This is a genomic window from Neobacillus drentensis (assembly GCF_036965645.1).
Lineage (GTDB): Bacteria > Bacillota > Bacilli > Bacillales > Cytobacillaceae > Neobacillus > Neobacillus drentensis_D.
The window spans coordinates 1-24,531 of sequence record NZ_JBALPZ010000112.1; the positions used below are offsets into that span (position 1 = coordinate 1).

A 24,531-nucleotide genomic window follows, 5' to 3' on the forward strand; every position below is an offset into this window, starting at 1 on the left:
GTATTCTCATTTAGCCTGTTCTTATTGAAAACAAATCTTTGTTTCTACTGTTTTAGAGTTGCTAATACATTTCATTTGTTATAAGATTGGAATGAGAATAAAATGAGAATAGAGTTACAAAAATAACTTGCTATGCAAGCTAATAACACTTTCTTTTCGGAGGTATAAATATGGCTGGATCAACTTTAACGATCAAAGATTTACATGTAGAAATTGATGGGAAAGAGATTTTAAAAGGTGTAAACCTTGAGATAAAGGGTGGAGAAATTCACGCGATTATGGGACCAAACGGTACTGGTAAGTCAACCTTATCTTCTGCTATTATGGGACACCCAAAATATGAAGTAACTAGCGGTTCAATTACGTTAGACGGACAAGATGTTCTTGAAATGGAAGTAGACGAACGCGCTCGTGCAGGTCTATTTTTAGCAATGCAATACCCAAGTGAAATCAACGGCGTAACCAATGCCGATTTTTTACGTTCAGCAATTAACAGCCGCTTAGGCGAAGGAAACGAAATCTCACTTATGAAATTTATCCGTAAGATGGATAAGCAAATGGAATTCCTTGAAATGGATTTGGATATGGCACAGCGTTATCTAAATGAAGGATTCTCTGGCGGTGAGAAAAAGCGTAACGAAATTCTTCAATTAATGATGATCGAACCAAAAATTGCGATCTTAGATGAAATTGACTCAGGTCTAGATATTGACGCTCTAAAGGTTGTTTCAAAGGGTGTAAATCAAATGCGCGGCGAAGATTTTGGCTGCTTAATTATCACACACTATCAACGTCTGTTAAACTATATCACTCCTGACCATGTGCATATTATGATGCAAGGCCGTATTGTTAAATCAGGCGGATCAGAGCTGGCACAACGCTTAGAAGCAGAAGGATATGACTGGATCAAACAAGAGCTTGGCATTGAAGATGAAACAGTTGGGCAAGAAGCGTAACAGAGTGTTAGGAGGATTACTATGACAACAGAAACAAAATTACCAGTTGATCAGGAGTTTGTCCGCTCGTTCTCAAAAGAAATGAATGAGCCTGCATGGTTAGAAGAATTCCGCCTAAAAGCGTTAAACGAATTCGAGCAGCTTTCCATGCCTAGACCTGATAAAACCAAAATAGATAAATGGAATTTCACCCAATTTGGGCAGCACACGGTCAAAAGTGATGCCTATACATCGCTAGATGCACTACCAGAGGAAGTTAAAGCAATAGTAAATGCTGAAAATAAAAATCTTTATATCCAGCGTAATCAGACTCCTGCCTTTTTATCTTTATCAGAAGAGTTAAAAGGTAAGGGCGTTATCTTTACGGATTTATTGACAGCTGCAAGAGAACATGGCGATCTTTTGAAAAAGTACTACATGACTCAAGCTATCAATATGGATGAGCACCGTTTAACTGCCCTTCACGCAGCACTTGTGAATGGAGGAGTTTTCTTATATATTCCGAAGAATGTAGAAATTAAAGAGCCAATTCAGTCTGTATTTGTTCAGGATCATCCTGAGGCAAACCTTTTCAACCATGTCATTGTAGTGGCTGAGGATAATAGTGCTGTCACATACGTAGAAAACTATATTTCTACAGTGGAAAGCTCAAATACACTTGCGAATATATTGACCGAAGTCATCGCCAATGTAAACGCGAAGGTTCAATATGGAGCAGTTGATTATTTAGCAAAAGGAATCACTACTTATGTAAACCGTCGTGGTGTAGCTGGAAGAGATTCTTCCATTGAATGGGCGCTTGGTCTAATGAACGAAGGAAATACTGTTTCCGAAAACACAACCAACCTTCTTGGTGATGGCGCGTATGGCGACACAAAAACAGTCGTAGTCGGTCGTGGCGACCAAACCCAAAACTTTACGACCAAGGTTGTTCATTTCGGAAAAAATACAACCGGAAACATCTTAAATCATGGGGTTGTTAAAGATAGTGCAACATCCATTTTTAACGGTATTGGTAAAATTGAACATGGTGCATCTAAATCAGATGCAGAGCAAACCTCTCGTGTCTTAATGCTTAGTGAAAAAGCCCGCGGGGATGCGAATCCAATTTTGTTAATCGATGAAGATGATGTTGTTGCAGGTCATGCTGCCTCTGTTGGACGCGTTGACCCAGTTCAACTTTATTATCTAATGAGCCGCGGAATTCCGAAAACCGAAGCAGAACGCTTAGTCATTCATGGCTTCCTTGCACCGGTTGTTACACAACTTCCGATTGAAGGAGTAAAGAAACAATTAACTGAAGTGATTGAAAGGAAAGTTCGGTAATGAACATTCAAAACATTCGCAGCCAGTTTCCAATCCTTGATCAAGAAGTAAATGGTAATCCATTGGTTTACTTAGATAGTTCGGCGACTTCTCAAAAACCAGTTCAGGTTATTGAAACCGTTGAGAAGTATTACCGTGAAATTAATTCTAATGTCCATCGTGGTGTTCATACGCTTGGAACTAGAGCTACGGACGCTTATGAAGGGGCCCGAGAAAAGGTCCGTAAATTCATAAATGCCAAATCGATTCAGGAAGTTATTTTTACAAGAGGTACGACCACTTCCCTTAATACGGTAGCTTCAAGTTATGCCGCTGCTAATTTAAAAGAAGGCGACGAAATCGTGATTACCTACATGGAGCATCATAGTAACATTATTCCATGGCAGCAAGTCGCGAAACGTACAGGTGCCCAGTTAAAATATATTCCGCTTCAACAGGATGGCACTCTTTCATTAGATGATGTGCGGGCAACAATAACACCAAATACGAAAATTGTATCTGTGATGCAGGTTTCTAACGTACTTGGCGTAATCAATCCCGTTAAGGAGATTGCCCAAATTGCTCACGAGAATGGAGCAATTATGGTCGTTGATGGCGCTCAAAGTGCACCGCATATGAACATTGATGTGCAAGACCTCGATTGTGATTTCTTGGCCTTCTCTGGACACAAAATGTGCGGCCCTACTGGAATCGGTGTTCTTTATGGAAAAAAACATCTGCTTGAGAACATGGAGCCAATTGAATTTGGCGGTGAAATGATTGATTTTGTTCACTTGCAGGAATCAACATGGAAGGAACTGCCATGGAAGTTTGAAGGCGGCACTCCTATCATTGCTGGGGCTGTAGGTCTAGGAGCGGCCATCGACTTTTTAAATGAGGTTGGCTTAGACAATATTGCTGAACATGAGCACAAGCTCGCTGCCTATGCGCTTGAAAAAATGTCAGCAGTTGAGGGCATGACAATTTATGGTCCGCTTGATGCAGCTAAGCGTGCTGGACTTATTACATTTAATATTAAAGACGTTCACCCGCACGATGTGGCAACCGTACTGGATGCAGAAGGAATTGCTGTCCGTGCCGGCCATCACTGTGCACAGCCGCTGATGAGATGGCTTAACGCTTCAGCAACTGCACGTGCAAGTTTTTATTTATACAATACGGAAGAAGATATTGATAAACTCGTTGAAGGGCTTGTCAAAACAAAGGAGTATTTCAGCGATGTCTTCTAAAAATATAGATTTAGATGCATTATACCGTCGAGTCATTATGGACCATTATAAAAAACCGCGTAATCGTGGTATTTTAGAGGATGGCAGTCATACGATTAATATGAATAACCCTACCTGCGGCGACCGTATTCAATTAACCTTTAAGGTCGAAGATGGAATCATCAAGGAAGCTATGTTTGAAGGAGAAGGCTGCTCGATTTCGATGTCTTCCGCTTCGATGATGACACAGGAAATTAAAGGGAAAAAGGTTGAAGAGGCACTTAAATTATCGGAAATCTTTTCTGAAATGATGTTAGGTCATGACCATGATGATTCCATTGATTTAGGTGATATCGAAGCACTTCAAGGTGTGTCAAAATTCCCTGCCCGAATTAAATGTGCCACATTAGCATGGAAGGCAATGGAAAAGGGATTAAAGGAAGAGGAACAAAAGTAAAACGATTGGGCTAAGGCTTTAATCGTTTATGAAGGAGGAACTCGACGATGGCGAAAAAAATGCCGGAAATCGGTGATTATAAATACGGTTTTGCCGATAAAGACGTTTCCATTTTCCGATCAAAACGTGGGTTAACACGTGAGATTGTTGAAGAAATTTCAAAAATGAAGAATGAACCACAGTGGATGCTTGACTTCCGTTTAAAGTCTCTTGAGCATTTCTACAATATGCCAATGCCACAGTGGGGCGGAGATTTGAATTCTTTAAGCTTTGATGAAATTACGTATTATGTAAAACCATCTGAAAAATCCGAGAAATCTTGGGATGAAGTACCAGAGGAAATCAAAGCTACTTTCGATAAGCTTGGGATCCCTGAAGCAGAGCAAAAATATCTTGCCGGTGTCTCTGCGCAGTACGAATCAGAGGTTGTTTATCATAACATGAAGGAAGACCTTGAAGAGCTAGGAATCGTCTTTAAAGATACAGACTCTGCTTTAAGAGAAAACGAAGACATTTTCCGTGAACACTGGGCAAAAGTAATTCCGCCAACGGATAATAAATTCGCAGCGTTAAACTCAGCCGTTTGGTCTGGCGGTTCATTCATCTATGTACCACCAGGTATTAAGGTAGATACGCCATTACAGGCCTACTTCCGTATCAACTCTGAGAACATGGGTCAATTTGAACGTACCCTTATTATTGTTGATGAAGGTTCATCTGTACACTATGTAGAAGGCTGTACAGCACCAGTTTATACAACTAACTCATTACACAGTGCGGTTGTTGAAATCATCATTAAAAAAGATGCTTACTGCCGTTATACAACAATCCAAAACTGGGCAAACAACGTGTATAACTTGGTTACCAAGCGTGCCGTTTGTGAAGCAAATGCAACAATGGAATGGATCGATGGAAATATTGGTTCAAAATTAACGATGAAATACCCAGCCGTTATTTTAAAAGGTGAAGGCGCACGTGGTATGACATTATCCATTGCCATTGCGGGTAAAGGCCAGCACCAGGATGCTGGTGCAAAAATGATTCACTTAGCACCAAATACATCTTCAACAATCGTGTCAAAATCAATCTCTAAGCATGGTGGTAAGGTAACTTATCGCGGACAGGTTCATTTTGGACGCAAAGCGGAGGGTGCACGTGCGAATATTGAGTGTGATACATTGATTATGGATAATCAATCCACATCGGATACTATTCCATACAATGAAATCCTTAACGACAATATTTCTTTAGAGCATGAAGCGAAGGTATCAAAGGTTTCTGAAGAGCAGTTATTCTACTTGATGAGCCGCGGTATTTCTGAGCAAGAAGCAACGGAAATGATCGTAATGGGCTTCATTGAGCCGTTTACTAAAGAATTACCAATGGAATATGCCGTTGAAATGAACCGTCTGATTAAGTTCGAGATGGAAGGTTCTATCGGTTAATGAACAAAAACCCTTGTATATCAAGGGTTTTTGTTTTTATTATGTGCCAAGTTTTGCCTAGTTGAGATTTATATTGTTGTTTAGGAAGCTAATTTTGCAAGTTCATCAAGTTTAATTTTTTGTGTTAAAAGTATCACAATGTTTTTTTATTCTTCAGTTGTATTTTTAGGTCCGTTAAGTTCTAGTAAGCAAAAATAAAAAGAACCCTAGGCCAGGGTTCTTTTAAATTGACATCACGATAGTAGATATAAGAAATAACATCATATAAATGACGGAGTATCTAAACATCCGTTTCGCCCAATGTTCTTCGTTTTGTGTAACAAATCCGCTTATAGATAAACTTATCCATCCGATATTTAAAAGTGTCATAAATCCGATGAAAAACAAACCAAGAGATTTCATGAAGAACGGCATTGGGATCAAACAGATAAGATAAAATAGAAGATGAATTTTCGTTTTCTTGATGCTTGATACAACAGGCAACATGGCGAATCCTGCCCGTTTGTAATCATCAAATCTTCGTATGGCGATGGAATAAGTATGGGGCATTTGCCAAATGAATACGATGAGTGCCATCATCATCGGAATAAGTTGAAAACTAGTAGATAACACTGACCAACCGATTAACGGCGTTACGCATCCTGATACGGCACCAATAATCGTGTTCCATGAGTATTTCTGTTTGCTCCAAAATGTGTACAAGACCACATAAAAAAACCAACCAATGAATGAAAATAGTAACACTTCGGTATTTGTGAAAAGCAATATTAAAAATCCTATTATGCTTGTTGTAACTCCTAAAGTTAAAACAAACTTCTTGCTGAACGCTCCATTAGCACTCGGTCTATTTTTAGTTCGCTCCATTAGTTTATCTAGATCGGCTTCGTACCAATTATTCAACATTAAAGCACCAGCAATGACAAAGGCACTTCCTAATAATGTAACGAAGAATGCGGCGATATGTTCAGCAAGTGGAAGATGATTGATATGTGAAGATAAAAAATATCCTGTCAACACAGGAAGCACATTTATAACAAAGACTTTCCCTTTGATGAGGCTGATTAGGTGTTTAAAGAAATTTATCGGTGTTTTAGTTTGCATTTGATTCATATATACTCCTCTCTCTTTCTATCTAACAAACTATTAATTTTAACACAAATATTCTTCAAATGCTTATGGTTATTATTTGAATTTCTAATACAAGTTCTGCTGTCAGATACTTAATGCTGTTTTTTAGCTTCTAAAACGCATTGGATATCACAACAGCTATGGATTCTTCCTTTTCATCAATCTAGCTGCTTCCACTGCTCAAAACTTATCGAATATTTAAAGATAAAACAATTGCTCGTTATTCCTTAATACAAAGAAATCATTAACTAATAAATTATTGGAAAAACAACTGGCTGCTATTTAGCAGCTTAATTTTTTTATATTATTGTGAAGAATTACACTTATACTTACGGGGCAGCAGGTTAATTGAAGAGAGAACCATTGTTACTTCCAAAAATTGCGTTAACTTTATTATTTACTCCTATAATGTAATCAAATAGTTAGTGGAGTGAGGAAATTGAAAATTCCTTGGTATATTAATTTAACAGCTATAGTCCTTATAGTTTTCGGTATCTGGGACATAGTGATAACATACATTCGTGTACTTTTTGGTATAGGCTTAATAATCCAGTTTGTGTCTTTTATAATAGATTGTTTTGATAAGTTTCCAAAAAGAAAGAATAAATTTCTTTAAAGTGTGATGATGAGGTACAAGTTTGTGAAGGAATGTACTTCAACAAAAGGGTAGCTTTTGTTGAAGATGGAGGGCTACGGCGATCCCGTCTTCATATTGTGTGCTAAATGGTAATTTTGTTGAATAAGCATATCTTTATTTACTCTAAAGAACGCTGCAAGCTCATTTTGGTTTGCAGCGTTTTTATATTGATTAAATAGGTTGCGAATTGTTTTGGGGAAATCTCACAAATCGCAGGAAATAACATTACTATCCCGATTGCCCAAAAATCCAATACGAGCGTCCGTTATTTTGGCAGAACAAAAAATGGTTATGCTATTATAAGATAGGGGTGACACACATGATCTATATAGGTGTAACCGGCTGGGGCGACCACGATAGCCTTTATCCGGACAAGATCTCCTCAAGAGATAAACTAAAGGTATACGCCGGACACTTTCCAACCGTGGAAGTGGACTCCGCCTTCTATGCCATCCAGCCCATACGAAATGCTGAAAAGTGGGTCAATGAAACCCCGGACAATTTTCAATTTATTGTCAAAGCCTATCAAGGGATGACCGGGCATCAGCGGGGAGAAATCCCGTTTGATAGCATACATACTATGTTTCAGGCCTTTAAGGAATCCATAGAACCTTACCTCAAAAAAAACAAATTAGCCATGGTCCTGTTTCAATTTCCTCCCTGGTTTAATTGTAAAAAAGAAAACGTCGACTATCTTAGATGGTGCAAACAAGAAATGGGAGACATCCCCTGCGCACTAGAATTCAGGCACCAATCCTGGTTTGCTGCCTCTTATCGTCAAAAAACACTAGCATTTATGAAGTCGGAAAAATGGATTCATAGTATTTGTGACGAGCCGCAATCAGGGGAAGGTTCAGTTCCAATTGTTCTCGAGCCTACGACAAATGACCACGTACTTGTAAGATTTCATGGCCGCAACCTTTATGGCTGGCAGAAACGGAATGCCGATAATTGGCGGGAGGTACGTTATCTCTATCGCTATAATCAGCAAGAACTTCAGGAATGGAAGGTTCATATCGAAGAATTAGCTAAGGCATGTAAGCATGTATACCTCCTTTTTAACAATAACTCCGGCGGAGATGCCGCAGACAATGCTAAGGAAATGATGAAGCTCCTGCAGCTCACATATGAAGGGCTGGCACCGAAACAGCTGGATTTATTTAATGAACTATAAACTGACACTAGAAGGTGAACGCAAATGGAGTGGATTCTTTTAATAGTAATAGGAATAGCAGCTAGTTCACTCGGGTCCCTAATTGGCATGGGGGGAGGAATTATCGTTGTTCCGGCCTTGCTTTACCTGGCAACTCTCCCGTCCTTCCATCATTTAACACCACAAGTGGTAGTAGGAACCTCGCTGTTTACAATGATTTTTACAGGCCTATCGTCTACACTGGCCTATATGAAACATAAAACAGTCGATTATAAAAGCGGACTCATTTTTTTGATCGGCAGCGGACCGGGAAGCATCTTGGGTGCATGGGTGACGGAAAAAATGGGCTTACATTCCTTTAACATTTATTTCGGTACGTTTATCCTTTTTGTCTCGTTGGTCCTAATCGTTAAGGATAAATTAAGGCCGCTTCCGTTTCGTAAAGATAAAGGAATCGTCCGCACTTTTACCGATAATACCGGGCGATCCTTTGAATATGGATTTAATCCCATTCTTGGTGTCGTAATTGCCTTTGTCGTCGGATTCCTTTCAGGAATTTTTGGTATTGGCGGCGGCTCGCTTATGGTACCAACGATGATTTTGCTATTTTTCTTCCCGCCGCATGTGGCTACTGCCACATCAATGTTTATGATTTTACCGACTTCCATCCTTAGTTCCATCACACATATCTCGTTAGGAAACGTGAATTGGCTTTATGCTTTAGCATTAGTGCCAGGAGCATGGATTGGTGCAAAGGTTGGTGTCTATTTAAATACAAGGTTTAAGAGTAAAACAATTGTCATTATTATCAGAGCCACCCTCATCATTGTTGGGGTGCGCTTAATATATCAAGGGATAACAGGGTAGGACGCAAATGGAAACGATACATATTTTACACACAAACGATTTTCACAGCCACTTCGAGCATTGGCCCCGGATACAACATTTCCTTATGGAAAAAAAGAAGTATTCTCACACTAGGGGAGAAGAGGTTTTTTTATTTGATATTGGCGATTTCATTGATCGCTGGCATCCCTATACGGAAGCGACCAATGGAAGAGGAAATATCGAGCTATTAAATGATTGCGGCTATACAGCCGTTACTATTGGTAATAATGAGGGAGTTAATCTGCCGCATAATGTATTGGACCATCTTTATGATCAGGCAGATTTCCATATACTTAACGCGAACCTTTTTAAAGCCGATGGAAATTACCCTATTTGGGTTAAACCTTATCACATCTATACCACAAAAAAAGGAACAAAAATCGGCGTTATTGGACTTACAGCTTACTTTAACCATCTATACAATCTGCTGGGCTGGGAAATTACAGAGCCAATTCCCGAGCTTAAAAAATGGATGGAGCGTTTGAAAAAAGAAGCTGATATCATCATCCTACTTTCTCATCTTGGGCTGAAGGATGATGAGGACATAGCGGCCAACTTTCCAGAAATCGATGTGATTTTGGGGGCTCATACCCATCATTTCCTTGAACATGGGAAAGTGGTGGGACAGACACTAATCGGTGCAGCCGGGAAATTTGGCCACTTTGTCGGTGAAATGATACTTACCATCAATGAAGAGAAGCTTATAGAAAATAAGGAAGCCATCCTCTTTAACTTTGAGGAGATCCCTGAGATTAAAAATGAGCAGGAGCAAATTAATGACTTCTTTGAAAAAGGGAAGGAGCTCTTAAATCAACAAGTCACCGTTCTTAAGGAACCATTGCTTCATGATCCTTTTCAAGAGACGAATCTTTCAATATTTTTATGTAAAGCTTTAAGAGATTGGTGCCAAACCGATTGTGCCATGATTAATGCAGGTCTCCTTTTAGGTTCATTATCTGGTGCCGTGACGATCTTTGATTTATTGATGATCTGCCCACATCCGATAAACCCCTGTGTCGTACAACTGACGGGGCAAGAACTAGAAAAGATTTTAGTGGAGAGCAGGGGGGAGGAACTGGCGCACAGAGAAATAAAAGGCCTCGGATTTAGAGGAACTGTCTTAGGGATCTTTGTCTATGATGGGATCCAATTTAAGGACGGACGGATATTCATTCATCAGAAGCCATTAAAAGCCGATCAGAACTATACGCTGGCCCTCCCGGATATGTTTACCTTTGGTCATTTTTTCAAAGAGGTTCTGCCGCAAAAACACAAAAAATATCTTCTGCCGGAATTCTTGCGTGATTTACTAAAATGGGAGTTAGAGAAACACGCATAGCCTGTTACCCTTTAATCCTTCTAATCATACAGTGATAGTAAGGAAAGGGGTGAGAAATCTTTGGTTGAGCTTTCACCAATTGAAATTAATGGCCATACTTTCTTGGCTGTTACTGTGTTACTCCCTAAAACCACCTTGCTTACCGTTTCAAATGATAAGGGCTATATCATGTGCGGTGCATTAGATGTAGGTCTATTAAATGATAAACTAAAAGATCGAAAAATCATTGCTGGCCGGGCTGTCGGCGTTCGGACCATTGAGCAACTTCTAAATGCCCCTTTAGAGTCAGTCACATGGGAAGCGGAGAAACTTGGGATTTATAAGGGAATGATCGGTAAAGAAGCTTTGCTAAAAATGGTTTAATGCTTGCTATCCTTAGCAGGCATTTTTTTGTCTTGTAACAGTTTTGCTATACACATATACCTGCTTCGTCCCTTTTTATGGGCTAGTTCATCTTTCTTGTGCATACATATAACAAGAAGGGGTGATTTTCTTGGCTAAGTTTTCTAGACGGCTTCGTAAAAGGGGGCCGCTGCCTTTCCGTTACGTCCTGACGTTATCCTTTATCTTTTTCGTATTCTCGACTGCCACGGGATTATGGCTCGTTAATAAGGGGATTGAGCCAACCTTAATGAGAATTGCTACATCTGAAACACGAAATATCGCCTCGCTTGTTATCAACAGAGCCATTACCAAACGAACCACCAATGTCGGTGATAACAATGATGTGATTAAAATAGTTCCAGGCAGTAACGGCAAAGGACAAAACGCTCAATTAAATACCGATTTAATTAATCGAGTATTGGCAGAAACCACCGCCCAGATTCAAAAGAATTTAAAGACTGCTAAAAAAGGTGATATTGCATTATTGGAAAATGATGTAGAGATTGAAACGGAAAATACCGAGAAAGAGGACGGAATTGTTTGGTATATTCCTTTAGGCCAGGCAACAAATATCTCATTGTTGGGAAATATAGGCCCGAAAATCCCTGTGAAATTTCATGCGATCGGTGAAGTAGAACCGGATGTGCATATTGCCACAAAGGAAATGGGAATAAACAATACATGGGTGGAGGTTTCGGTGGATATTCAAGTGTCTGTTCAAATCATTACTCCATTTGCAACAGAAGTGACAAAACTAAAACAAAGCATACCGGTTGGTGGAACACTGTTAGAAGGAGAGGTCCCACAATTTTATAATAGTGGAGGAAATCTAACACCTTCGATCCAAATACCTGAAAAAAAGAACGATACAAGTAAGACTGACACAAAAACAAGGAACTAAGAAAGGACTATCCAATCGGACAGTCCTTTTTTTATCGAGACTTTTTCATTTTCATTTTTCGAAGCTGTATCCGTTCCAACTGTTTCCATTGCGCTAAGTGGGGATAAGGGTCAAATGACCATTCGGTAATCCCGTTGTCTTTGTACATGCCGTAATGCAAGTGCGGTGGAAACTTACCGGAAGTTCCTGGAGGACCGTATCCGGTGCTGCCTACACCACCAATGACCATACCGGGTTCCACTACTTGTCCGACTTTGAGATCCTTGGCAAAGCCGCTAAGATGAGCAAAATAATGATAGGTGTTATTAATATCACGGATGCCAATTCTCCAGCCGCCAAACTTATTCCAGCCTTTCATCTCAACAATTCCATAGGCCGTCGCCCGAACGGGAACACCATACCTGGCAAATATATCAGTGCCTTCATGCACTCGTCTTCCACCCCAGCCGCGTGCGTCACCCCAGGTACTTCGGTAACTGTGATTGCTGTATAAAGGAACAGGGAAGACTCTTTTATCTAAATCCAACCGGCCAAAATGGCGGTATATCTTTGCTTTCCCAGCAATAATGCCAACTGTTCTATCTCGATGATAGTAGTTCCATAATCCAATTTTTATATTATCATGATCAACACCGTAGGAAAGAAGATAATTTGCAAACGCATATAAAACATCCTCATCGCTCTTTAAACTCGCTTTGCCATCGCCGTTTCCATCAACTCCCACTCCATTAAAAAACTGGATGACAGCCGGATTCTCTTCGTTGGGATTAGGGTTTGTTACACCTGCCCATACTTCAGGACGAAAATAAATACCAATGACACCTTCAGCTTTGGGTAAATCCCTGCGAGCCAAGCGGACACTTCTCTCGTATTGATCAATGGCAGCTAAGTAATACCAAGGGATTTGAGTAATGGTTTCCACTTTTTTATAAAGCTTCATTCTTTCCTGATAGGGATCGGTTTCTTGTGCATGAGCATCCCTGACAGACAAAGTAGAAGTAAAAAGCATAAGGATGGTTCCAATTAATAGAACAGCCCGCAACAGGAATCCTCCTTCCAATTAATGTACAAGTTTAGTGTATGATACTTCTGTCTTTTCATTATGGTTAATAATTGGTAATCAAAATTTAATTGCTTGTTGTTCATCCTCTAGTATGATAAAGTGACAGAAGAACTCAACTATGACTTTTGAGGAGTGTAATAATGAGTAAGAAAGAAGAAATTTTACGTAAGCCGGAATGGCTAAAAATAAAATTAAATACGAACGAATCCTATACAGGCTTAAAAAAAATGATGCGGGAAAAAAATCTTCATACGGTTTGTGAAGAGGCTAGATGTCCTAATATCCATGAATGTTGGGCCGTTAGACGTACCGCTACATTTATGATTCTTGGGGATACCTGTACACGTGCCTGCCGTTTCTGTGCGGTAAAAACAGGTTTGCCAACAGAACTCGATTGGCAAGAGCCGGAAAGAGTCGCGGATTCTGTTCAATTAATGAACTTAAAACATGTCGTTGTGACTGCAGTGGCACGTGATGATTTAAAAGATGGCGGAGCAGCGGTGTTTGCTGAAACGGTACGAGCTATTCGCCGGAAAAATCCATTTACAAGTATTGAAGTTCTTCCATCGGATATGGGTGGAAAGGAAGAGAACTTAAAAATCCTAATGGATGCCAAACCAGATATCCTTAACCATAATATTGAGACCGTTAGACGGTTAACTCCAAGAGTTCGGGCACGTGCAAAATATGACCGTTCTCTTGAATTTCTGCGCCGTGCGAAAGAAATGCAGCCAACTATTCCAACCAAATCCAGCTTAATGATCGGTCTTGGTGAAACTAAAGAAGAGATATTGGAAGTTATGGATGACCTAAGAGCAAACAATGTTGACATCATGACAATTGGACAATATCTGCAGCCGACCAAAAGTCATTTAAAGGTTGAAAAGTATTATACTCCTGATGAATTTAAGGAATTCCAGCAAATTGCGCTAAGCAAAGGTTTTAGCCATTGTGAAGCAGGTCCGCTTGTTCGTTCCTCATACCATGCCGACGAGCAAGTTAACGCCGCGGCGAAGCATAAGCAAATGCTTGGTGAAAAAGAAGCACAGGAAGCATAGAAAAGCTGAAGCGCGCGTTTAGCGACGTATGGACTGGAGCCCTTCGACTGAGATAAAGGAAACACGAAGAGCGAAAGCGATTCGATGTTGACTTATCGTAGGGAGATGGGCGAAGTACACTAGTCGCTGGGTGCTGGAGCTGGACAATTTTCAAAGATTATTTTTATACTTTCTTTATTCCTAAAAAAGAGTTCAGCCACCAGGCGTGAACTCTTTTTTATTATTTGTTGCTCATATTGGTACTGCTTTTGGAATTTTGATTCGTATTTTTGACGTTATTTACGTTTTTATTATTAACCTTTGGAGTTTTGTTGAGATCAAAGTCATCCGGTGTTCGGCCATTTTCGTCTTCGCTAGCATTCAAACGCGCCCCTTGAGGAGACTTTAACATTTGCTTAATCACACTATTAACAGAATTACGGGAATTTCGGCTCGTCGAATGGAGGCTTGCCAGGTTTTCCACATCACGCATCAATTTAGCATTATCTGTCACATAGACATGATAATAACGAGGCACCACTGAGAAAGCTGTCTTTTTCACTTGATCCGCTGTCAAATTCCGTTTCTTAGAATCCGTACGATAAGCAATTAGCACTTCTTGGTCAGTGACCAGTGTTGCCACGTCATGGACATTTGGGATATCTGCACTGTACTTACTAATAATATTAGCTAGTTGCTCGCGGTCAAGCGCCGTGTAATGATCATTTGCTATTTTATCATTCATTAATGGGCTCTTTTGGTGACGAACAAACCCATAGCTTGTACTCGTATTCCGAATACCGCGGCTTCCGCCTTCATTATAAAGTTCATGCCGCTTATTATTGACGTTAATGGTGTTTCCGCTCTCGTCATATACATCGTTTTTTCCTGTATCCTTTGAGCATCCGCTTAATGCTGTTATTGTACATAATCCAGCGATTATGAGTAACTTTTTCACATTTAGCACCTCCTATATATAGGATGACCAAACCAGGCATTTATTTTCTTAGCAATTGATGGGGAATCGAGTATAATAGGTAGTAGGAATTTGTCGGCAAAAAACGAGGTGAGATAGATGATAGTGATCAACAATACCACATATGAAATCATTCAAGAATATCGAAATGGGTTTAATGAGGAAGCTTTAAAAGCAAGATACAGTGATATTTTGGCGAGATATGACTATATTGTTGGTGATTGGGGTTACGGGCAGCTTCGTCTTAAGGGGTTTTTCGATGACCAAAATCAAAAAGCAACCTTTGATACAAAAATTAGTACCTTGAGTGAGTATCTTTACGAATATTGTAACTTTGGCTGTGCCTTTTTTGTGTTGAAAAAAGTAAAAAAATGAGAAGGATCAGATCAAACTGACCCTTCTTTTTTTAGTAATATCCAGCACCAGTCCATAGGTCCACTTAACAGCCGCGTTCGCTTTTAATTGTCATATGGTGGTTGTTCATCTGTTTTTGGATCATCGTGGGTAGGATGGGCTCCCTCCATCTGCCTCGGGATATCTTGATGCAAGGATTTATTTTCATAATTAAAATTGCTGTAAAAACGTTGTCCTTCTTCCCATGCCGTACTCTTATTCTGAACGGGTTGATTTTTTCGAATCGATGAACCATAGGGCCCTTCAGGGAATTCTTGGGCCGTGAGATAATCATGTTGTTTTTCAACATTTGATAATTCTGTATATTTTTCAGAGCCTTTATTTGTCATGCGTTTCACTCCTTTGCTCTTATTATGAAACCGTGAAGTGAAAAACATGTGCCAGTCAATTAAACGATTTCTGCTAAAAAGCTGCGCAGCTCCTCTGCATCCTCTTCGTTTAATTGAAAAGCAAACTCTAAATACCCTTCTTCCTCTAAGTCATCTGGGCCAATAATGGCAAAACGATTTCCCTGCATATCTAAAACCAGCGATTTTCCATAATGGCGATTTGTTTGCGTAATGGCCAAATCAAAGCGTTGATTTTCACCAACAAAACTGACAAATCGTGTCTTTGTATTTTCTGTATCATCGTATAAATAAAAACGTTCCGGCATTCGTTCGTCTCCTTTGGTTAACTATTTACCATCATCTCTATAGTATCAAATTTGTGTTCAGGTGGGGAGGTAAAGTTTCATGATTTCTTTCCTCCAAAAAATTTTGAATGGCTTGGATTGTGATACAATAAGAAATGGAGTGATTACATAGAATAAAACGGCGGAAGGAGTGGACTAGGTGTATTTTGTTGACAGAGAAAAAATTGAAAGCATGCTGAAATATTTAGAAGTACAAATCCATCTATTCCGAGGTCAGCAGGAATGGTCAACGCCTCTTGAAAAGGCAGCCTTGGAGCGTCTATGTCAAATGATGATTGAGTCTATTTTAGATGTTGGAAACAGCATGATCGATGGCTTTATCATGCGTGATCCGGGAAGTTATGAGGATATTATTGATATTTTAGTCGATGAAAAGGTTATCAGTGGAAAAACAGGTGAGAATTTAAAGATTTTGATTCATTATCGAAAGAACCTTGTTCAGGATTATCTAGAGATTCCTCATCAGAAACTGCAGGAACAATTTTCACAGTATCTCCATGAATTAGAGAGTTTTTCAACCAATGTCCGTGATTATTTAGTCAATGAATTAGGACCTGTTTCAGCATTTAAAAACTAATGTATGGACCGTTCATACGGTCTATTTCACTTTTAAGATCACATTCGATATACATAGGAGCGATTCTTCAAAATGAAAAAATATAAAGGGTACTTGATTGATTTAGATGGCACGATGTATAAAGGAACGGAACGGATTGAGGCAGCATCTGACTTTGTGAAAAAACTGAAGGCTAAACATATTCCATATTTATTTGTAACTAATAATTCTTCCAGAACACCAGCGCAGGTGGCTGATAAATTAAACAGCTTTGATATCCCGGCAGAGGAACAGCTTGTTTTTACGACAAGTCAAGCGACGGCTAATTATATTGCCGAACAAAAAAAGGATGCTAGGTGTTTTGTGATTGGGGAAGAGGGACTTCAATCAGCAATTGAGGAGAAAGGTTTTAGAGCTGCGGGGGAAGATGCTGACTTTGTGGTCATTGGGATTGACCGTGAAATCAGCTATGAAAAGCTTGCAGTTGCCTGCCTGGCAGTCCGCAATGGAGCGAAATTTATTTCAACAAACGGAGATATTGCCATCCCAACAGAGAGGGGACTTGTCCCTGGAAATGGCTCACTCACCTCGGTAATCGCAGTTTCAACGCAAACAAAGCCAACTTTTATCGGAAAGCCGGAAGCGATTATCATGGAGCAGGCCTTAAAGGTATTAGGCACCGCTAAAGAAGAAACGCTGATGGTAGGGGATTATTATGACACCGATATTTTAGCGGGCATGAATGCGGGCATGGATACTTTGCTAGTTCATACGGGTGTTACCACTAAAGAATTGCTAACGGGGTATGATCGGAAGCCAACGTATTCAATTGATACGTTAGACGAATGGGACGTATAAAAGGGATGGATATACATCCATCCCTTATTTCTATGCTTCTTCCTCTTCTTTATGCGCCGCACGATGGGCAAGTCTGCTTGAGGCCGCAGCGGCGATCGCACCGACAATATCATCTAAGAAAGTATGACATTCACCGGTTGATTTATCATTTAAATGAGCCAATATCCCAGGCTTCAATTTATCAATGTAACCATAATTCGTAAACCCAATCGAACCGTAAACATTTACAATGGAAAATGCCAGGATTTCATCCACACCATAAAGACTTTCATCCGTGCCAATGATGGATTGAAGCGGTTCTTCCAATAAACCTTTTTCAGCCAGCACGTCTAGCTGGATTCCTGTCAGAATGGCGTTTTGTACCTCACGTTTTGAAAGAACGCGTTCGACGTTGGAAAGACAATCTTCCATTTTTAAATTCTTATGATACTTCTCCTGTAAAAAGAAGACTAAATCAGCGATGTCTTTTACTTCAACGCCTCGTTCTTTCAACCATTTGCGTGCCGTTTCCTCAGTTAGATCCACTTTTTTGTCATCTGCCATTACCCAATCACCTTTTCCTTGTGAAATAATTGGATACTAATATGAACTTAGTTCCAGCACTTGCTATTTCCACTATATATATACTCTCTCTCGGCCAAATATGCAATCTCACATCAAATGTAAAAACTAAAATGTTATCATGCCCAGCATCGTTTAGCCTATTCACCGTTTTTAAAAACAACAAGTTTTTCATTGCTATACATATACATATGGTAAGAAAGGCAAATGAGGCGAGGTGGTAACATGCTGCAAAAAATGTTGGAGAATCAATATGGGGTTACAGTAGAGGAATATGTAAAGTTAGATGTGTATGAGGCATTGAGGGGAAATGGCTGGCTTTATTTGATTTCTAAACCGGGAGGGAAGGCAGAAGAGGATATATCAGAACTAGAAAAGATTGCTGAACATTTACGAAATTATGGGGACCAAAATGTACCCATTTTTTTACCGTCTAAAGAGGGCAACTTAATTACCACATGGGAACAAAATCAATATTGCGTTCTAGCCAACCGGCAATTGGAAGAACAACGGAAAATCAAGTTAGGCCGGAAGCTTGCCAGGTTCCATGAGCGAGGCAGGCGGGTTCCATTTCAAATTGAAAGGGCAAGCCGGATTGGGCAATGGAAATCATTATGGGAAAAACGTCTGGAGCAAATGGAGAGGGTTTGGAATGGCCTGTTATTTCAAACACCGGAAGATGAATTTGAGCGGATGTTTATAGATTCTTTCCCTTATTATTTGGGTTTAACGGAAAACGCGATTCAATATTTAGTCGATACGGAAATCGATGATGAACCACAAGAAACTGATAGCGGGACTGTTTGTCATGAGCGGTTTACAAGTAAAACCTGGGGGCCTTATGATAAGTACATGATCAAAGATCCATTTGATTGGGTATTTGACCATCGCAGCCGAGACCTGGCGGAATGGACGAGGGAACGATATTTTCGCAATATCCAAACCTATCAAGTCGAATTAAGGAACTTTTATGAAGATTATCAGAGCATAGCGCCGTTATCCTCATTTTCATGGCGGTTGCTCTATTCCCGATTAGTTTTTCCGCTGCACTATTTTGATTGTATTGAGAGTTATTATATCACCCGTTCTGAACAGGAAAAGAAAGTGTTGGAAGAAAGGTTAAGTAAAATTTTACGGCAATCTAGTGATTATGAACGTTTTTTGGCAGAGTTTTATCCCATATCAGGTGCACCCATCAAACAATTACACCTGCCGCCGTTAGATTGGCTTTATACAAAATAATCCAATCGAGTTGTTAAAAGGAAGTCTCTCGTAAAAATATGATACACTATAAATAAACTTGCCCAAGGATGTGACATGAGATGAAGCCCTATGTCTATATTACGAGAAAGCTGCCAGATGCACTTGTGAAACCACTACAAGAAAAATATAACGTGCAAATGTGGAAACATGATGATACACCTGTCCCAAGAGAGATCTTACTGGAAGAGGCTAAAAAAGCGGATGCACTCTTTACGGTACTTGCAGATTCGATTGATGAAAGTGTTTTGACAGCGGGAAAAAATCTAAAGGTTGTAGCGAACCTTGCTGTTGGATTTAATAATATTAACTTAAAAACGGCTAGTGAAAAAGGAATTGCCATCTGCAATACACCGGATGTACTGACCGATACGACAGCGGATTTAACATTCGGCCTGTTAATGGCCGCTGCCCGTAGACTTGTGGAAGCAGCAGAGTTTGTAAAAGAAGGAAAATGGCAAGCATGGAGTCCTTTTCTTTTAGCGGGTAAGGATATTCACCATAAAACACTTGGGATTGTCGGGATGGGAAGGATCGGGGAAACTGTTGCAAAACGGGCAACAGGGTTTGATATGAATATCCTATACTATAACCGGACAAGAAAGCCTGAAGCTGAGCAGCAATTAGGGGTTACCTATGCTTCATTTGATGAACTTGTGACGAAGTCAGATTATATTGTCTGTCTGACCCCTCTAACTCCTGAGACAAGTAACCTGTTTACCCGCAGTGTTTTCCAAAAAATGAAGCCCTCTGCCATTTTTATCAATGCGGCTAGAGGAGCAGTAGTAGATGAGCAGGCATTATATGAAGCCCTGATGGCTGGTGAGATTGCTGGAGCAGGACTAGATGTGTTTCAAAAGGAACCTATAACTGCAGACCATCCGTTATTAAAACTTCCGAATGTTGTGGCACTCCCTCATATTGGAAGTTCTAGTACAGAGACCAGAACAGCAATGGTTCAGCTGTGTGTTGAGAATATTATTTCTGTATTAGACGGAAAAGACCCTAAGACATTAGTTAATAAAGACTGGCGGCCCTTAGTAAAAGGGTAAATACAAAAGAAAAGCGACTGCCGTTTTAGGCAATCGCTTTTTTGCTTTAATATTATTTTAGAAAACTTGTTCGACTTCAACGATACCAGGAACTTCTTCAAGAAGGGCTCTTTCGATGCCGGCTTTTAGTGTGATAGTAGAACTAGGGCAGCTGCCACATGCACCTAATAGGCGAAGTTTAACAATACCTTCCTCTACATCAACTAATTCACAATCTCCGCCGTCACGAAGAAGAAATGGACGTAATTTATCTAGTACTTCTTGAACTTGCTCAAAAATTTCAGTTTCTGTTGCCATACAATCGACTCCTTTCCTAATTATATTATAATGTGATTAGGGCTAAAAATCCATTCTCAGAAATTAGGAAAATGCACATTTACAGACATTATTTTAGTTTTTATTTTGCCGATAGTTTAAAATAAAAGAAAACTGACAGGAATGATGTAGATGGGTTCAAATGAAGTAGAGATTGTTCTTTATGGTGCTGAGGTTCTATGCCCAAGTTGTGTGAATTTACCATCTTCAAAAGAAACCTTTGAATGGCTGGAAGCCGCTATCAGCAGGAAGTTCCCGAATCAGCCGTTTAAGATGACTTATGTGAATATTTATGATCCAGCTGGCGACAGCGAAAAAATTACTTTTGCCAAACGGGTGATAGAAGAGGATTTGTTTTATCCAGTTGTAGTCATTAAGGATAAAATTGTCGGCGAAGGGAATCCGCGATTGAAAACGATTTTTGCAGAACTTGAAAAATACGGTTATATAGCAGAATAATAAAAAGCATTCCAGGTTTGTGCTGGAATGCCTTTTTTATTAACCATTATGAAACTTATACATCCATAATATTCCTGATTTTAAGATCCGGGCGACACGTCCTGTGATGGCCCGGTCAGCCATGAGCCCGAAGCCTTGTTTCTTACCGAGTGAGCCAAGGACGCCTTTTAGCTTAATTGGCGGGAATTCGGCAGGCAGCGGTTCACCATTCCAGCGCTTTCTTAATACTTCAACAATCTGTTCCGCCTGTCCTTCAGCCAATTGTGCACTAGGAGCATGTGGTAAGCTCGCACAGTCACCAACAATAAATACATGTTCATCAGTTGGCAGATGATGGTGAGGAGTCAAGATTAATCTACCTGAGCGGTCTTTCTCTCCGTCCATCTGGCGGACAATCTCATTGGCTTGAATACCAGCGGTCCAAACAATCACATCACAATCAACCGGCTCGTCATGGTTAAACAAGCGCCCTGGTTCCACTTTTGTGATATTGGATTGGTTAATAATCTCAACATTATGTCGAACGAACCAATTCTCAACATATTTACTTAATCTTTCAGGGAATGAAGATAAAATATGTTTGCCTCTATCAAATAATTTTATTTGAAGATCTTCACGGCTCTCGCTTAGCTCACTGGCTAATTCTACCCCGCTTAAGCCTGCACCGACAATTCCAACCACGGATCCTGGACCAAGGTTGTTTAAGACAGAATAAGTACGGCGGGCTTTTTCAATGGATTGAATACTATAAGTAAATTCAGCTGCTCCTGGGACATCATGGTACTTATCTTCGCAGCCAAGACCAATCACCACATCATCATAGACAATCGGCTCGGCATCCTTCATGATGATTTGTTGATTTGTCGTATCAATGCCAGTTACTTCGCCATATTTAATTTGTAAGCGTGGATGTTCAGGAAAAGCTACCCGCACTTCTTTATCAGAGATGGTTCCGGCTGCTAAGGCATAGTATTCGGTTTTTAAACAATGATATGGAACACGGTCGACAAGTGTGATGGTCACATCTTCAGGCAAATGGTTCGGAAGGAGCTCGTTGAGCATTTTCATTCCACCATAGCCGCCACCAAGAATCACTAGATTTTTCATGGTTTATACCCCTTTATTTATCTGGCTTTATGTATCACTCAGTTTGAATAAAAAATAGTAGAATAATATTAACTAGTATAACCACATTAGAGTATAACTAATATATGTCGAAATAACAACAAAATATATTTACCCCTTGACAAATGTGGTTTAAACATGGTATTTGACGGTTTTGAGTAAATGGAGTAGGATAAGTAGGTGTGGAGAGGTGAAGACGTTGATTAAGCCGATCATTGAATTTTGCATTAGCAATCTGGCAAACGGTGCTCAAAAGGCGCTTGAAAAACTACAAAGAGACCCAAACTTGGATATAATTGAATATGGATGTTTAGGATATTGTGGTAAGTGTACCCTCTCTCTTTATGCACTCGTAAACGGTGAGGTTGTAACAGGCGATACTCCTGAGGGCCTGGTTGATAATATTTATCAATACTTAGAAGAAAACCCAATGTTTTAATGAAGGAGCTTTGTGCTCCTTTTTATATAATGCGGTAGTCAAAAAAATGTGCTTTTATTCAGTTGAGACTTGAATCATTAGTGTATATACTAAATAAAAAGCCGGCGGAGAAGGAGGAGTTATGATGAGTAAAGAAGTTGTAATCCTGACTGAAGCGGCATCATTACACATAAAAGAAATGATGAAGCATAACGAGGAGGAAGGTGCCTTTTTACGAGTAAGTGTAAAAGGCGGCGGATGCAGCGGCCTTTCTTATGGAATGGGCTTTGAACATGAAGTAAATGAGGATGACCTTCAATTTGATCAGCACGGAATTACTGTTTTAGTTGATAATGAGAGTGCCCTGATATTGAATGGTACAAAAATAGACTATAAAGAATCGATGATGGGCGGAGGCTTCACCATTGATAATCCAAACGCAATCGCCTCATGCGGCTGCGGTTCATCGTTCCGTACTGCAACAGCAGCAGGAACACCTGAAGAATGTTAATCTAAATAAACCTTGAACAAGGTTCGGTAAACAGAAAAGGCGCCCTCGGACGCCTTTTCTTATTTATTAAACATCGATGAACTATGAAGCGGCTGAATTCTTGCTTTAGGGTCGATGTAGGATTTTGCATGATTGACTGCTGTTGGTGCTTCGCCAAAACCACAGGCAATTAGTTTTACTTTTCCGGGATATGTACAAATATCCCCTGCGGCATAAATGCCAGGCACATTGGTTTCCATTTTGGAGTTCACGATTATGGAGTTCTTTTCAATTTCAAGTCCCCATTCCTTAATTGGACCCAGTGATGAAACAAATCCATAATTACAAATAACCGCATCGACATCAAGAGTTTCCGTTTCAGCACCGTTTGCGGTCTTTACGACAACTTGTTTAATTCCGCTAACGTCACCGATTAATTCTGCTGGTACATAGGGAGTCTTCACTTCAACCTTTGAGTTAAAGAGGTTTTCAACGCTATGTTCATGGGCTCTGAATTTATCACGGCGGTGAACAATGGTTACCTTTTGGGCGATAGGTTCAAGCATCAACGCCCAATCGACAGCAGAATCCCCGCCGCCAAATACAACTACTTTTTGTCCAGCGAACTGATGTAAGTCTTCAATAAAGTAATAGAGGTTTTTCTTTTCATATTGCCCGGCACTATCAAGCTCTAAACGACGCGGCTGGAATGCCCCGTTACCGGCTGTAATAATGATGGATTTACTATAATGGACTTCTTTGTTGGTCGTTAATTTAAAGATCCCGTCAGCTTGTTTTTCTAATTTTTCAACAGACTGTTCCAGTACTACAGTTGGTTCGAATTTGGTCATCTGTTTTTTTAAATTATTAACCAATTCTTGTGCGCGGATTTTTGGGAAACCAGCTACATCATAAATATATTTTTCAGGATAAAGGGCTGACAACTGGCCGCCAAGCTGCGGCAGACTTTCAATAATTTTAACTGATGCTTGTCTCATACCGCCATAAAAGGCCGTAAATAGACCGGTTGGACCGCCGCCAATAATGGTAATATCAAAGACGTTTTGATCTTTTTGCATCCGTATCCCTCCAACAAGTATAACAAACTCAGGTTGCTAAAAAATCACAAATAATGTCATCCTCACATCCTTAACCTGAAAATAGTCAGAAAAGTAAAATTCGCATAAAAAAATTCGCTAAAATATTTTTATAAATGGCTTGAAAATAGCATGAAAGTAGCATAAGATGTATTGTGAATATATTGTTAAGAATTTGTGACGAAATAAGTACAGTTATGTGAAAAAGGCTTTGTTATGAAGAAGTCTCTATTCATCATATTCATTCATTTTCTTTAAAATTCCTCATACGTTTTTATGTACTTAGTGTCATTTCTTTTTCTTTATTCCTATTCGTGAATTACATCACATATTT

28 protein-coding genes are annotated in these 24,531 nt (G+C 39.8%); 19 read left to right on the forward strand and 9 right to left on the reverse strand.

Going from position 1 to position 24,531, the window contains the following annotated elements:
- The first annotated feature begins 170 nt into the window (after nucleotides 1-170).
- Genes sufC through sufB form a run of 5 tightly spaced genes read left to right on the forward strand, consistent with a single transcriptional unit; the run spans nucleotide 171 to nucleotide 5,392 of the window.
- On the forward strand, nucleotides 171-956 hold the full coding sequence (gene sufC, locus V7266_RS19855; RefSeq protein WP_335470242.1) for a Fe-S cluster assembly ATPase SufC: 786 nt from the start codon (nucleotides 171-173) through the stop codon (nucleotides 954-956).
- A gap of 21 nt (nucleotides 957-977) precedes the next feature.
- Complete coding sequence (gene sufD, locus V7266_RS19860) at nucleotides 978-2,282, forward strand: Fe-S cluster assembly protein SufD (RefSeq protein ID WP_335470244.1); 1,305 nt, start codon at nucleotides 978-980, stop codon at nucleotides 2,280-2,282.
- Nucleotides 2,282-3,511, forward strand: a complete 1,230-nt coding sequence (locus V7266_RS19865; RefSeq protein WP_335470246.1) for a cysteine desulfurase — start codon at nucleotides 2,282-2,284, stop codon at nucleotides 3,509-3,511. Before sufD ends, V7266_RS19865 begins: the two co-directional genes overlap by 1 nt.
- On the forward strand, nucleotides 3,501-3,947 hold the full coding sequence (sufU, locus tag V7266_RS19870; RefSeq protein WP_335470249.1) for a Fe-S cluster assembly sulfur transfer protein SufU: 447 nt from the start codon (nucleotides 3,501-3,503) through the stop codon (nucleotides 3,945-3,947). Before V7266_RS19865 ends, sufU begins: the two co-directional genes overlap by 11 nt.
- 47 nt (nucleotides 3,948-3,994) lie before the next feature.
- Nucleotides 3,995-5,392, forward strand: coding sequence for a Fe-S cluster assembly protein SufB (gene sufB, locus V7266_RS19875; RefSeq protein WP_335470251.1), 1,398 nt, complete (start codon nucleotides 3,995-3,997; stop codon nucleotides 5,390-5,392).
- Between the two features lie 222 nt (nucleotides 5,393-5,614).
- Here sufB and cyoE read toward each other — a convergent pair whose 3' ends face one another.
- Complete coding sequence (gene cyoE, locus V7266_RS19880; RefSeq protein ID WP_335470253.1) at nucleotides 5,615-6,502, reverse strand: heme o synthase; 888 nt, start codon at nucleotides 6,500-6,502, stop codon at nucleotides 5,615-5,617.
- A 974-nt stretch (nucleotides 6,503-7,476) separates the two neighbouring features.
- Between cyoE and V7266_RS19885 the strand changes: the two genes are divergently transcribed.
- The 5 genes from V7266_RS19885 (at nucleotide 7,477) to yunB (ending at nucleotide 11,822) form a co-directional block, all read left to right on the forward strand.
- Nucleotides 7,477-8,331 (forward strand): DUF72 domain-containing protein, encoded by an 855-nt coding sequence (locus V7266_RS19885; RefSeq protein ID WP_335470255.1) that lies wholly within the window; start codon nucleotides 7,477-7,479, stop codon nucleotides 8,329-8,331.
- 24 nt (nucleotides 8,332-8,355) lie between these two features.
- Nucleotides 8,356-9,177, forward strand: a complete 822-nt coding sequence (locus tag V7266_RS19890) for a sulfite exporter TauE/SafE family protein (RefSeq protein WP_335470257.1) — start codon at nucleotides 8,356-8,358, stop codon at nucleotides 9,175-9,177.
- Between the two features lie 7 nt (nucleotides 9,178-9,184).
- The gene (locus V7266_RS19895; RefSeq protein WP_335470259.1) at nucleotides 9,185-10,537 is read left to right on the forward strand and encodes a bifunctional metallophosphatase/5'-nucleotidase; all 1,353 of its coding nucleotides are present in this window, start codon (nucleotides 9,185-9,187) and stop codon (nucleotides 10,535-10,537) included.
- Between the two features lie 60 nt (nucleotides 10,538-10,597).
- Nucleotides 10,598-10,900 (forward strand): YunC family protein, encoded by a 303-nt coding sequence (locus V7266_RS19900; protein ID WP_335470261.1) that lies wholly within the window; start codon nucleotides 10,598-10,600, stop codon nucleotides 10,898-10,900.
- A 130-nt stretch (nucleotides 10,901-11,030) separates the two neighbouring features.
- Entirely contained in the window at nucleotides 11,031-11,822 is a 792-nt protein-coding gene (yunB, locus tag V7266_RS19905; protein WP_335470263.1) for a sporulation protein YunB, read from the forward strand.
- A 31-nt stretch (nucleotides 11,823-11,853) separates the two neighbouring features.
- Here yunB and V7266_RS19910 read toward each other — a convergent pair whose 3' ends face one another.
- The gene (locus V7266_RS19910) at nucleotides 11,854-12,831 is read right to left on the reverse strand and encodes a M23 family metallopeptidase (RefSeq protein WP_335470287.1); all 978 of its coding nucleotides are present in this window, start codon (nucleotides 12,829-12,831) and stop codon (nucleotides 11,854-11,856) included.
- 194 nt (nucleotides 12,832-13,025) lie between these two features.
- Between V7266_RS19910 and lipA the strand changes: the two genes are divergently transcribed.
- The gene (lipA, locus tag V7266_RS19915; RefSeq protein WP_335470265.1) at nucleotides 13,026-13,943 is read left to right on the forward strand and encodes a lipoyl synthase; all 918 of its coding nucleotides are present in this window, start codon (nucleotides 13,026-13,028) and stop codon (nucleotides 13,941-13,943) included.
- Between the two features lie 220 nt (nucleotides 13,944-14,163).
- Here lipA and V7266_RS19920 read toward each other — a convergent pair whose 3' ends face one another.
- A complete protein-coding gene (locus V7266_RS19920) occupies nucleotides 14,164-14,880 on the reverse strand; it encodes a YhcN/YlaJ family sporulation lipoprotein (protein ID WP_335470267.1) in 717 nt (238 codons plus the stop codon).
- 117 nt (nucleotides 14,881-14,997) lie between these two features.
- On the opposite strand from V7266_RS19920, the gene V7266_RS19925 reads away from it, so the two are divergent.
- The gene (locus V7266_RS19925; protein ID WP_335470268.1) at nucleotides 14,998-15,273 is read left to right on the forward strand and encodes a YutD family protein; all 276 of its coding nucleotides are present in this window, start codon (nucleotides 14,998-15,000) and stop codon (nucleotides 15,271-15,273) included.
- A gap of 83 nt (nucleotides 15,274-15,356) precedes the next feature.
- On the opposite strand, the gene V7266_RS19930 is transcribed toward V7266_RS19925, so the two are convergent.
- Entirely contained in the window at nucleotides 15,357-15,641 is a 285-nt protein-coding gene (locus V7266_RS19930; protein ID WP_335470269.1) for a cytosolic protein, read from the reverse strand.
- Between the two features lie 59 nt (nucleotides 15,642-15,700).
- On the reverse strand, nucleotides 15,701-15,967 hold the full coding sequence (locus V7266_RS19935; protein WP_335470270.1) for a DUF3055 domain-containing protein: 267 nt from the start codon (nucleotides 15,965-15,967) through the stop codon (nucleotides 15,701-15,703).
- A gap of 178 nt (nucleotides 15,968-16,145) precedes the next feature.
- Here V7266_RS19935 and V7266_RS19940 point away from each other — a divergent pair, with 178 nt between their 5' ends.
- Entirely contained in the window at nucleotides 16,146-16,583 is a 438-nt protein-coding gene (locus tag V7266_RS19940; protein WP_335470273.1) for a DUF86 domain-containing protein, read from the forward strand.
- A gap of 72 nt (nucleotides 16,584-16,655) precedes the next feature.
- Nucleotides 16,656-17,420 carry a TIGR01457 family HAD-type hydrolase gene (locus V7266_RS19945; RefSeq protein WP_335470275.1) on the forward strand — a complete coding sequence of 255 codons (765 nt, stop codon included), beginning with the start codon at nucleotides 16,656-16,658 and terminating at the stop codon, nucleotides 17,418-17,420.
- Nucleotides 17,421-17,450: 30 nt separating this feature from the next.
- Here the strand turns inward: V7266_RS19945 and V7266_RS19950 are convergent, their stop codons facing one another.
- The gene (locus V7266_RS19950) at nucleotides 17,451-17,963 is read right to left on the reverse strand and encodes a phosphatidylglycerophosphatase A family protein (protein ID WP_335470276.1); all 513 of its coding nucleotides are present in this window, start codon (nucleotides 17,961-17,963) and stop codon (nucleotides 17,451-17,453) included.
- A gap of 243 nt (nucleotides 17,964-18,206) precedes the next feature.
- On the opposite strand from V7266_RS19950, the gene yutH reads away from it, so the two are divergent.
- Complete coding sequence (gene yutH / locus V7266_RS19955) at nucleotides 18,207-19,223, forward strand: spore coat putative kinase YutH (RefSeq protein ID WP_335470278.1); 1,017 nt, start codon at nucleotides 18,207-18,209, stop codon at nucleotides 19,221-19,223.
- Nucleotides 19,224-19,303: 80 nt separating this feature from the next.
- Nucleotides 19,304-20,293: a 2-hydroxyacid dehydrogenase gene (locus V7266_RS19960; RefSeq protein WP_335470279.1), complete on the forward strand. Its 990-nt coding sequence runs from the start codon at nucleotides 19,304-19,306 to the stop codon at nucleotides 20,291-20,293.
- Between the two features lie 57 nt (nucleotides 20,294-20,350).
- Here the strand turns inward: V7266_RS19960 and V7266_RS19965 are convergent, their stop codons facing one another.
- Nucleotides 20,351-20,590, reverse strand: a complete 240-nt coding sequence (locus tag V7266_RS19965) for a NifU family protein (protein WP_098528048.1) — start codon at nucleotides 20,588-20,590, stop codon at nucleotides 20,351-20,353.
- Nucleotides 20,591-20,740: 150 nt separating this feature from the next.
- Between V7266_RS19965 and V7266_RS19970 the strand changes: the two genes are divergently transcribed.
- The gene (locus tag V7266_RS19970) at nucleotides 20,741-21,067 is read left to right on the forward strand and encodes a YuzD family protein (protein ID WP_335470280.1); all 327 of its coding nucleotides are present in this window, start codon (nucleotides 20,741-20,743) and stop codon (nucleotides 21,065-21,067) included.
- Between the two features lie 39 nt (nucleotides 21,068-21,106).
- Here V7266_RS19970 and V7266_RS19975 read toward each other — a convergent pair whose 3' ends face one another.
- The gene (locus V7266_RS19975) at nucleotides 21,107-22,174 is read right to left on the reverse strand and encodes an NAD(P)/FAD-dependent oxidoreductase (RefSeq protein WP_335470282.1); all 1,068 of its coding nucleotides are present in this window, start codon (nucleotides 22,172-22,174) and stop codon (nucleotides 21,107-21,109) included.
- Nucleotides 22,175-22,391: 217 nt separating this feature from the next.
- Between V7266_RS19975 and V7266_RS19980 the strand changes: the two genes are divergently transcribed.
- Both V7266_RS19980 and V7266_RS19985 read left to right on the forward strand, forming a co-directional pair.
- Entirely contained in the window at nucleotides 22,392-22,631 is a 240-nt protein-coding gene (locus V7266_RS19980) for a YuzB family protein (RefSeq protein ID WP_335470291.1), read from the forward strand.
- Between the two features lie 121 nt (nucleotides 22,632-22,752).
- A complete protein-coding gene (locus V7266_RS19985) occupies nucleotides 22,753-23,121 on the forward strand; it encodes a HesB/IscA family protein (protein WP_420491463.1) in 369 nt (122 codons plus the stop codon).
- Between the two features lie 59 nt (nucleotides 23,122-23,180).
- Here V7266_RS19985 and V7266_RS19990 read toward each other — a convergent pair whose 3' ends face one another.
- Complete coding sequence (locus V7266_RS19990) at nucleotides 23,181-24,179, reverse strand: NAD(P)/FAD-dependent oxidoreductase (protein WP_335470285.1); 999 nt, start codon at nucleotides 24,177-24,179, stop codon at nucleotides 23,181-23,183.
- Nucleotides 24,180-24,531 lie beyond the last annotated feature (352 nt).

What these genes read in the sequence shown, in the direction of transcription:
- sufC (WP_335470242.1), top strand. Translation starts at nt 171, where the DNA reads ATGGCTGGATCAACTTTAACGATCAAAGATTTACATGTAGAAATTGAT.
- sufD (WP_335470244.1), top strand. Translation starts at nt 978, where the DNA reads ATGACAACAGAAACAAAATTACCAGTTGATCAGGAGTTTGTCCGCTCG.
- V7266_RS19865 (WP_335470246.1), top strand. Translation starts at nt 2,282, where the DNA reads ATGAACATTCAAAACATTCGCAGCCAGTTTCCAATCCTTGATCAAGAA.
- sufU (WP_335470249.1), top strand. Translation starts at nt 3,501, where the DNA reads ATGTCTTCTAAAAATATAGATTTAGATGCATTATACCGTCGAGTCATT.
- sufB (WP_335470251.1), top strand. Translation starts at nt 3,995, where the DNA reads ATGGCGAAAAAAATGCCGGAAATCGGTGATTATAAATACGGTTTTGCC.
- cyoE (WP_335470253.1), bottom strand. Translation starts at nt 6,502, where the DNA reads ATGAATCAAATGCAAACTAAAACACCGATAAATTTCTTTAAACACCTA.
- V7266_RS19885 (WP_335470255.1), top strand. Translation starts at nt 7,477, where the DNA reads ATGATCTATATAGGTGTAACCGGCTGGGGCGACCACGATAGCCTTTAT.
- V7266_RS19890 (WP_335470257.1), top strand. Translation starts at nt 8,356, where the DNA reads ATGGAGTGGATTCTTTTAATAGTAATAGGAATAGCAGCTAGTTCACTC.
- V7266_RS19895 (WP_335470259.1), top strand. Translation starts at nt 9,185, where the DNA reads ATGGAAACGATACATATTTTACACACAAACGATTTTCACAGCCACTTC.
- V7266_RS19910 (WP_335470287.1), bottom strand. Translation starts at nt 12,831, where the DNA reads ATGCTTTTTACTTCTACTTTGTCTGTCAGGGATGCTCATGCACAAGAA.
- lipA (WP_335470265.1), top strand. Translation starts at nt 13,026, where the DNA reads ATGAGTAAGAAAGAAGAAATTTTACGTAAGCCGGAATGGCTAAAAATA.
- V7266_RS19925 (WP_335470268.1), top strand. Translation starts at nt 14,998, where the DNA reads ATGATAGTGATCAACAATACCACATATGAAATCATTCAAGAATATCGA.
- V7266_RS19930 (WP_335470269.1), bottom strand. Translation starts at nt 15,641, where the DNA reads ATGACAAATAAAGGCTCTGAAAAATATACAGAATTATCAAATGTTGAA.
- V7266_RS19935 (WP_335470270.1), bottom strand. Translation starts at nt 15,967, where the DNA reads ATGCCGGAACGTTTTTATTTATACGATGATACAGAAAATACAAAGACA.
- V7266_RS19945 (WP_335470275.1), top strand. Translation starts at nt 16,656, where the DNA reads ATGAAAAAATATAAAGGGTACTTGATTGATTTAGATGGCACGATGTAT.
- V7266_RS19950 (WP_335470276.1), bottom strand. Translation starts at nt 17,963, where the DNA reads ATGGCAGATGACAAAAAAGTGGATCTAACTGAGGAAACGGCACGCAAA.
- yutH (WP_335470278.1), top strand. Translation starts at nt 18,207, where the DNA reads ATGCTGCAAAAAATGTTGGAGAATCAATATGGGGTTACAGTAGAGGAA.
- V7266_RS19960 (WP_335470279.1), top strand. Translation starts at nt 19,304, where the DNA reads ATGAAGCCCTATGTCTATATTACGAGAAAGCTGCCAGATGCACTTGTG.
- V7266_RS19965 (WP_098528048.1), bottom strand. Translation starts at nt 20,590, where the DNA reads ATGGCAACAGAAACTGAAATTTTTGAGCAAGTTCAAGAAGTACTAGAT.
- V7266_RS19970 (WP_335470280.1), top strand. Translation starts at nt 20,741, where the DNA reads ATGGGTTCAAATGAAGTAGAGATTGTTCTTTATGGTGCTGAGGTTCTA.
- V7266_RS19975 (WP_335470282.1), bottom strand. Translation starts at nt 22,174, where the DNA reads ATGAAAAATCTAGTGATTCTTGGTGGCGGCTATGGTGGAATGAAAATG.
- V7266_RS19985 (WP_420491463.1), top strand. Translation starts at nt 22,753, where the DNA reads ATGATGAGTAAAGAAGTTGTAATCCTGACTGAAGCGGCATCATTACAC.
- V7266_RS19990 (WP_335470285.1), bottom strand. Translation starts at nt 24,179, where the DNA reads ATGCAAAAAGATCAAAACGTCTTTGATATTACCATTATTGGCGGCGGT.